Annotated in this window: 6 protein-coding genes; 3 read left to right on the top strand and 3 right to left on the bottom strand. The window is 74.2% G+C overall.

The window, feature by feature from the left end; translation table 11 throughout:
* Positions 1-219: 219 nt before the first annotated feature.
* The gene (locus tag ACFV8H_RS29785) at positions 220-1,269 is read right to left on the bottom strand and encodes a DNA-3-methyladenine glycosylase family protein (protein ID WP_380406094.1); all 1,050 of its coding nucleotides are present in this window, start codon (positions 1,267-1,269) and stop codon (positions 220-222) included.
* Positions 1,197-2,342 carry a peptidoglycan recognition protein gene (locus ACFV8H_RS29780; protein WP_380406091.1) on the bottom strand — a complete coding sequence of 382 codons (1,146 nt, stop codon included), beginning with the start codon at positions 2,340-2,342 and terminating at the stop codon, positions 1,197-1,199. The genes ACFV8H_RS29785 and ACFV8H_RS29780 overlap by 73 nt, the downstream gene beginning before the upstream one ends.
* Positions 2,343-2,467: 125 nt before the next feature.
* Between ACFV8H_RS29780 and ACFV8H_RS29775 the strand changes: the two genes are divergently transcribed.
* The 3 genes from ACFV8H_RS29775 (at position 2,468) to ACFV8H_RS29765 (ending at position 6,203) form a co-directional block, all read left to right on the top strand.
* Positions 2,468-3,259 (top strand): TIGR03089 family protein, encoded by a 792-nt coding sequence (locus tag ACFV8H_RS29775; protein ID WP_380406088.1) that lies wholly within the window; start codon positions 2,468-2,470, stop codon positions 3,257-3,259.
* A gap of 35 nt (positions 3,260-3,294) precedes the next feature.
* Positions 3,295-4,545 (top strand): LCP family protein, encoded by a 1,251-nt coding sequence (locus ACFV8H_RS29770; protein WP_380406085.1) that lies wholly within the window; start codon positions 3,295-3,297, stop codon positions 4,543-4,545.
* A gap of 149 nt (positions 4,546-4,694) precedes the next feature.
* Positions 4,695-6,203, top strand: coding sequence for an LCP family protein (locus tag ACFV8H_RS29765; protein WP_380406082.1), 1,509 nt, complete (start codon positions 4,695-4,697; stop codon positions 6,201-6,203).
* Between the two features lie 183 nt (positions 6,204-6,386).
* Here the strand turns inward: ACFV8H_RS29765 and ACFV8H_RS29760 are convergent, their stop codons facing one another.
* Complete coding sequence (locus ACFV8H_RS29760; RefSeq protein ID WP_380406080.1) at positions 6,387-7,427, bottom strand: glycosyltransferase family 2 protein; 1,041 nt, start codon at positions 7,425-7,427, stop codon at positions 6,387-6,389.
* Between the last annotated feature and the right edge of the window lie 296 nt (positions 7,428-7,723).

Genomic DNA, 7,723 nt, shown 5'->3' with positions numbered 1-7,723 from the left:
GTTTTCGGACCGCCGACCCTCATCGCGCGGGGTGCTCACCGTGGGCGGTCTGAAAATCACCCGTTACGCCGCTCTCCGCACCCACCCCCTCCACCGCCCCCTCCCGCAGCGCGTCCCTCTCGCCTTGGACGGGTGGTGGGGGGAGGTGGGTGGGGGGTGGGGTGGGGGGGGTGGGGTGGGTGCGTTGCCCGCGTGTCGGTTGGGGGTTCGGGCTTCCGGTCAGCGGTTGCGGTGGTCGTTGGGGGTGAGTTTGGGGCCGTAGCGGGGGGCGTGGGGGGTGGTGGCGGTGAGGAGGCGGCAGAGGCGGTGGCGGTGGGGGCGGTAGGGCTCCAGTAGGGCGAGCATCTGGGTGTCGTCGCTGCGGGGGCGGCCGGCCAGGGCCCAGCCGACCAGGTTGGGGAGGTGGAAGTCGCCGACCGAGACCGCGTCCGGGTCGCCGTTGCTGCGCTGGAGGGTTTCGGCGGCGGTCCAGGTGCCGATGCCCGGGACGGCCGTCAGGCGGGCGAAGGACTCCTCGTGGGCCATGGCGGAGGCCTCTTCCAGGCGGGGTGCCAGCCGGACCGCGCGCTGGATCGTGGCCGAGCGCTTGGGGTCGACGCCGGCCCGGTGCCACTCCCAGCTCGGGATCATCGCCCATTCGCGGGCCGACGGGGCCACCCGCATGCCCTCGGCCGGGCCCGGGGCCGGGGTGCCGAAGTCGCGGAGCAGGGTGCGCCAGGCGCGGTAGGCCTCGTCGGTGGTGACCTTCTGTTCCAGGATCGCGGGGACGAGGGACTCCAGGACCAGGCCGGTCCGGGTGAGCCGCACCCCGGTGGTGCGGCGCTGGGCGTCCCGGAGCGGGCCGGGGGGCAGCACCAGCGCCTCCGGGTGGTCCTCGGCGCCGAGCAGGGTGGGCAGCCGGTCGAGCAGCCACCGGGCGCCCGGCCCCCAGGCGGTCGCCTCCACCTCGCCCGCACCGGGGCGCGGCAGCACCCGCAGGGTGCCGACGCCGGCCGGGGTGCGGGAGGCGCGCCAGACGGCACCGTCGCCGGTGGTGCGGTACGAGGGGTCGGCGGGGCCCCGGCGCAGCGGCAGCAGGGTCCGGACGGGGTCGAGCGGGAAGCCCGGCCGCCAGTGCCGTACCGCTTCGCCGCCCGTCACTGCCGTCGCCTCCTGGGGTGCCTGAGGCCCTGAACGATACGTGGGGAGGGTGACGGCTACGAAGTCCGGAGTCGGGCCGCGGCTGTGCGGAGTTCGGGGAGCCGGGCGTAGAGGGCCTTGCCGGGGCATTCGGTGTTGAAGGCGTCGCGGTGGCCGGAGACGGCGTCGAAGTCGACGACGGTGCCCTTGGGGTAGCGGCTGGCGTCGGACGAGGAGGTGAGTCCGGTGCGGCCGTCGGCGGGTCGGCCGGTGAGGCCGAGCTTCCAGGCGGCGATCGCGGCGAGGCCGTCGAGGAGGGGTTGGGGCGGGGTGGCGTCGACGTAGGTGCCGATCGCGGCGACGCCGGAGGAGTCGGTGTTGAAGCCGAGGGTATGGGCGCCGTGGACGGGCTGGTCGACGCCGCCGGCCCGGCCCTCGTAGACGGTGCCGCAGCGGTCGACCAGGAAGTTGTAGCCGATGTCCCGCCAGCCGCTGGTCTTGACGTGGTACTGGTAGATGCCCCTGATCACCCGGGGGGCGTCGGAGCAGGCGTAGTCGGTGGCGGTCGCGGTGTGGTGGACGAAGACCTCGCGGACCGGGCCGGTGTACTCGGAGCCCGGGTCGCGCAGGGACTCGTCGGCGCCCCAGCCGGCCCGGGTGACGATCGCCGGGCGGGGCGCCTGGTGGTCGTCCTCGGCGGCGGGTGCCGCGGGCACCGTCCGGGTGGCGGCCGGGGCGGGTGCGCCGGCGCCGGGGTCGACGAGGTCGAGCCGCAGTCCGGGCGGCGGTCCGGCCGGGCCGGGCCGGAACTCGACGGCGACGCCGTCGCTGCGGCCGGTCCACAGCGGGGCGGTGGCGCCGTGCGGGGCGCGGTCGGGGCCGTCGTCGGTGTCGGTCTCCAGGGTGTGCCAGTCGCTCCAGCGGCCGGTGGCTGCGTCCCGGGTGCGGACCCGGAGGCTCCCGCCGTCCAGCGCTCCCGCCGGTCCGTCCCAGCCGATGCCGAGGAGTTCGAAGGGTCCGGTCGTGCTCGGCGGGAGCCCGTGCCCGGCGGGGAGCCGGAGCGAGACGGTCCGGCCGCCGCCGGGGAAGTCACGGTGCTCGCCGCCGGGGGCAAGGGGCACGGCGGTGGCGGCGGGAGCGGGCTGGAGCAGCAGGGCGGCGGTGCAGCCGGCGAGCAGCGCGGCTGGGAAGGGAAGGCGCGCGGCCTGGTGGGAAAGGCGCACAGCCTTGAGGGAAAGGCGCATAAAGGGGATCGTCGCCGCAAACCGGACCGCCCGCCACGCCGCCCCGCGCCCGCTCGGCCGCCCCTCCCGGCCTGCCACCCGAAGGCCGTAGGCTGGGGCGCACCATGACTGCGCCATTCGCTGCCGATGCCCGCACCCCCGTCGAGCTGCTGCACGCATACCTGCGCGGCGGCACCCCTTCGGTCGATCCCGCGGCCCCGCTGGTCACTTTCTACGACGACGCCACTGGCGAACGGGTGGAGCTGTCCGCCCGGACCTTCGACAACTGGGTCGCCAAGACCGCCAACCTCCTCCAGGACGAGCTGAACGCCGGTCCGGACGACCGTGCCGCGCTGCTGCTTCCCGCTCACTGGCAGAGCGCCGTCTGGCTGCTGGCCTGCTGGTCCGTCGGTGTGACCGCGGTGCCGGCCGGCGACCCGGCCGACGCCGACCTGGTGGTGAGCGGTCCGGACGGCCTGGAGGCCGCCCAGGCCTGCGGGGGCGAGCGGGTCGCGCTCGCCCTGCGCCCGCTCGGCGGCCGCTTCCCGCACCGCCCGGACGGCTTCCTCGACTACGCCGCGGAGGTGCCCGGCCAGGGCGACCGCTTCGCGCCGTACTCCCCCGTCGCCCCGGACGGGCAGGCGCTGGAGACCTCGGTGGACGGGCTGCCGCTGAAACTGACCGGTGAGCAGACCGTCGCGCTGGCCCGGGAGGGCGCCGCTCGGATCGGCCTCAAGCCCGGGGACCGGGTGATGTCCACCCTCTCCTTCGACGACTGGGCGGGCCTGGAGGCCGGCCTGCTGGCCCCGCTGTCGGTCGGCGCCTCGGTGGTGCTGTGCCGCAACTCCGAGGGGCTGGACGCCGGGCAGTGGGAGAAGCGCTCCGAATCCGAACGGGTGACTGTGCGTCTCGGCTGACCCCGGGACGGTCCCGGCGGGTAGGGATCCCTGCCATGGCCGAGGACGACACCGAGCACCCCCCGACCGACCAGACTCCCCCGGAGCACGCTCCCCCGAGCGGACCGGGACGCCCGCGAAGGCGCCGGCGGTGGCTGATGATCACCGCCGGCGCCGTCGCGTTCCTGCTGGTCGCCACCGGCGTGCTGCTCTGGATCGCCTACCGCAAGCTGGACGGCAACATCAGGACGGACTCGGCCACCGACCGGCTGCTCGCCAAGCTGGAGGCCGAGCGCCCGAGCCGGGCCGCAGGGGCCAAGGGCGCCGAGAACATCCTGCTGATCGGCAGTGACGACCGCTCCGGGGCGAACTCCTCCTACGGCGGCGAGGCCGGCACCCAGCGCTCGGACACCACGATCCTGCTGCACCTGGCCGCCGACCGGAAGCACGCGACGGCGGTCTCCGTCCCGCGCGACGTGATGGTCACCGTGCCCTCCTGCGAGAAGCCGGACGGCAGCCGCAGCAAGTCGGGGACGATGCAGTTCAACTGGGCGTTCGAGCTGGGCGGTCCGGCCTGCTCGATCCGCACCGTCGAGCAGTTGAGCGGCATCCGGATCGACCACTACGTGATCCTCGATTTCAGCGGCTTCAAGACGATGGTGGACGCGATCGGCGGGGTCGAGGTGTGCGTGCCGCAGCCGATCCACGACAAGGACGCCAAGCTCGACCTCCCGGCCGGCCGTCAGCTGCTGCACGGCGAGCAGGCGCTCGGCTACGTCCGGGCCCGGGAGAGCCTGGGCGACGGCAGCGACACCCAGCGGATGGGCCGCCAGCAGCAGTTCCTGGCCTCGCTGATCCGCAAGGTGCAGTCGCAGGGGGTGCTGCTGAACCCGGCCAAGTTGTGGCCGGTGCTGGACGCGGCCACCTCCTCGGTGAAGGCGGACGGCGGCCTGTCCTCGCTCGGCGCGCTGTACGACCTCACCCAGGACCTGCGCGACGTCCCCTCCCCGGACGTGGTGTTCCTGACGGCGCCGCGCCGCCCGTACCGCTACGACTCGGACCGGGACGAGTTCGTCCAGCCGCAGACCACCCAGCTGTTCGACGCGCTGCGGGCGGACCGGCCGCTGGCCCTGCGGCCGCCCGGTTCGGCGCCCTCGCCGGACGCGGGGACCGGAGCCGGGGCGAGCGCCGGAGCGGGAGCGGGGGGCGGGGCCGGATCCGACGGGGCCACGGCGTCACCCTCGGCGGGCGCCTCGCCCACCTTCGAGGGACGCACCGCCGACGTGGACGCCTGCGCCCAGCACTGAACTCGGCGTCCGGCTTTGCTTTTTCATTGCTCAAACATGACTGAGATCACACTCGGAACAATTCCCCCGTTCGGCTCGTCTAGTGTGTCCGGATCGACCCGTCGCCCGACGGGTCGGCCTCCGTGACCGGCCGGACGTAGGGGACCCCCGTGCAGCAGGACGAAACGAACACCGGTCGGTTCAGCGGGGGGAGCCGGCGGGAGGCCAAGCGCCGGGCCGCGGCCGCCAAGCGGCAGCGGCGCCGCCGGGTGCTCAAGTGGACGGCGGGGACGGGCGCCCTGGTGATGGTGGCGGGCTGCGGCGGGGCCTACTACCTGTACCAGCACTTCAACAGCAACCTGACCTCGGTCAAGGTCCAGCTGGGCAACGAGGAGGAGCGGCCCAAGGCCGCCGGGGACGCGCTGAACATCCTGGTGATCGGCACCGACAGCCGCCAGGGCCTCGGGCGCGAGTACGGCGACGCGGGCAGCACCGGGCACGCCGACACCACCCTGCTGTTCCACGTCTCCAAGGACCGCTCCAACGCGACCGTGGTCAGCATCCCGCGCGACCTGATGGTGCCGATACCGGAGTGCCAGAACGACAAGGGCAAGAAGATCCCGGGCGTCGCGCGGGACATGTTCAACAACAGCCTCGGCCAGGACGGGCGCGACGCGGGCTGCACCTGGAAGACCGTGGAGAAGCTGACCGGCATCCGGGTCGACCACTTCGTGCAGGTCAACTTCGAGGCGGTGAAGACGCTCTCCACCGCCGTCGGCGGGGTCGAGGTCTGCGCGGCCAAGGACATCGACGACAAGGACTCGCACCTCAAGATGTCCAAGGGCCGCCACGTCGTCCAGGGCGAGGAGGCGCTGGCCTTCGTCCGCACCCGGCACGCGGTCGGCTTCGGCGGCGACCTCACCCGGATCCCGCTCCAGCAGCAGTTCATCAGCGCGATGATCCGCAAGATCAAGAGCGACGACACCCTGACCAGCCCGGGCAAGCTCTACCAGCTCGCGGACGCCGCCACCAAGGCGCTCACCGTGGACTCCGGCATAGGCAGCGTCGACAAGCTCAAGAACCTGGCCCAGGACATCAGCAAGGTGGACACCAAGAACATCACCTTCACCACCGTCCCGGTGCTGGACGACCCCGGCAACAAGGACCGGCTGGTCCTGCACCAGCCGGACGCCGGACAGGTGTTCTCGATGATCGCGGGCGACCGCTCGCTGACCGAGACGGCCGCTCCGGCCGCGACCCCGGACGCCTCGGCCCCGGCGGCCCCGGCCGCGCCGAGCAGCGCCGCCCCGGCGGTGGACGCCAAGGGCGTCCAGGTGACGGTGCGCAACGGCAGCGGGACCCGCGGACAGTCCGGGCCGACGGTGGAGAAGCTCAAGGGCAAGGGCTTCGCCAAGGCCGCGGTCGGCTCCGACGCGCCCCCGGCCGCGACCAGCACGGTGTTCCACCCGGCCGGCCAGGAGGCCGAGGCCGCGGCGCTGGCCGCCGCCCTCGGGCTGCCCGCCGACGCCGTGAAGCCGAACCCGAAGGCGGGCCCCAAGGACCCGCTGCTGGTGGTCCTCGGCAAGGACGCCCTGGCGGCCCCCGCGCAGCAGGCGACCGAGGCCCCGAAGGACCTCCAGCGGGTGCAGGCGGACGACGAGGACGTCTGCGCCAAGTAGCCGCCCGGGGCCGAGGGTTCCGTCCGTCCCGCGGTACCGCTCGCCGGTCCGGGGGCAGGTCCGGACCCTCGTCCCGGCGCCGGGCGCGGCCCGTTCGTCGACGTCCGCGCCCGGCTCGATCCGGGCCGTGGCCGTACCGTCCTCAACTCTCCCCGTGCGGGCGGACGGTGGCCGGTCCGGGCGTCAACGCGCCCGGGAGAGCACGTCCTTCGAGGACGGGCCGACGCTCCTTATCACCCGGCGGGCCAGCGAGCGGGGTGAGGTGATGAAGCCGAAGCCCCAGCTCAGATGCATGGTCGCGAGCGCCACCGGCAGCAGCGCCCTGGCCCGGAACGACAGGCCGCGGCCCTCGACCGCGGCGCCGCCGAGGATGCCCAGCAGGTAGACGCCGGGCACCGCGAGGAAGGCCGGGTGGACGGCGGCGCCCAGCACCAGGCCGAGCAGCACCGCGAGCAGCGCGCTCGGCGGGGCCAGGTAGCGCAGGTTGACCGAGCCCCGGTGGTAGCGGGTGACCACCCGGCGCCACCGGCCGTAGTCCTTGTACTGCTTGGCCAGCGCCTTGATGGACGGCCGCGGCCGGTACGTCACCTTCAACTGCGGGGTGAACCAGACCAGCCCGCCGTCCTGGCGGATCCGGTAGTTCAGCTCCCAGTCCTGGGCGCGGATGAACTCCTCGTTGTAGCCGCCGAGTCGCTCCAGCACCTCGCGCCGGAACACCCCGAGGTAGACGGTGTCCGCCGGGCCGGCCAGGCCGCCGGTGTGGAAGGCCGCGTTGCCGACACCGATCTTGGAGGTCATCGCGGCCGCGACCGCGTTCTCCCACTCGGTCTCGCCCTCGGCGTGCATGATGCCGCCGACGTTGGCGGCGTCCATCTCGCCGAGCAGCCGGACCGCGGTGGCGATGTAGCCGGGCGTGAGCAGCCCGTGGCCGTCCACCCGTACGACTATCGGGTACTGCGAGCCCCGGATCGCGGCGTTCAGCCCCGCGGGAGTGCGGCCGGTGGGGTTCTCCACCGTACGCACCCGCGGATCCTCGGCCACCAGCTCGGCCGCGATCTCGGCGGTGCGGTCGGTGGAGGGGCCGAGGGCGAGCACCACTTCCATCGGTCCGGGGTAATCCTGGTCCAGGATGCGCCGGACCGCCGTGCGCAGGTGTCGTTCCTCGTTGAGCACCGGCATGATCACGGAAACAGCCGGCAGCTCCTCAGCAGCCTTGGTGTTCATCGGGGCCAACCGTACCGGTGTCGACGCATATCCGTCTTGTCCCGGTCCGGCGGCTCCCGGGACCCCTGGAGGGCGACACCGGTGCCGTGATCGGGATCACCGTACCGCCCCGGGCGCCCGGGCCCGAATCGGCGGGGGAACCGTGCAGATTCGGGGTGGGTTCGGTGGGCCCGGTGAACGGCGGGCGGACGGCACGGCGCGGGGGCCGGGGGGGGGGGGGGGCCCGGGGGCCGCGCCCCCCGGGCCCCCCCGCGGGCCCGGGGACCCCGGGGGGGGGCCGCGGGGCCCCCCCCCCC

Source organism: Kitasatospora sp. NPDC059827 (assembly GCF_042731675.1).
Lineage (GTDB): Bacteria > Actinomycetota > Actinomycetes > Streptomycetales > Streptomycetaceae > Kitasatospora.
Note: the sequence above shows the minus strand (reverse complement) of the source record. Positions and strands in the feature narration are given on the sequence as shown.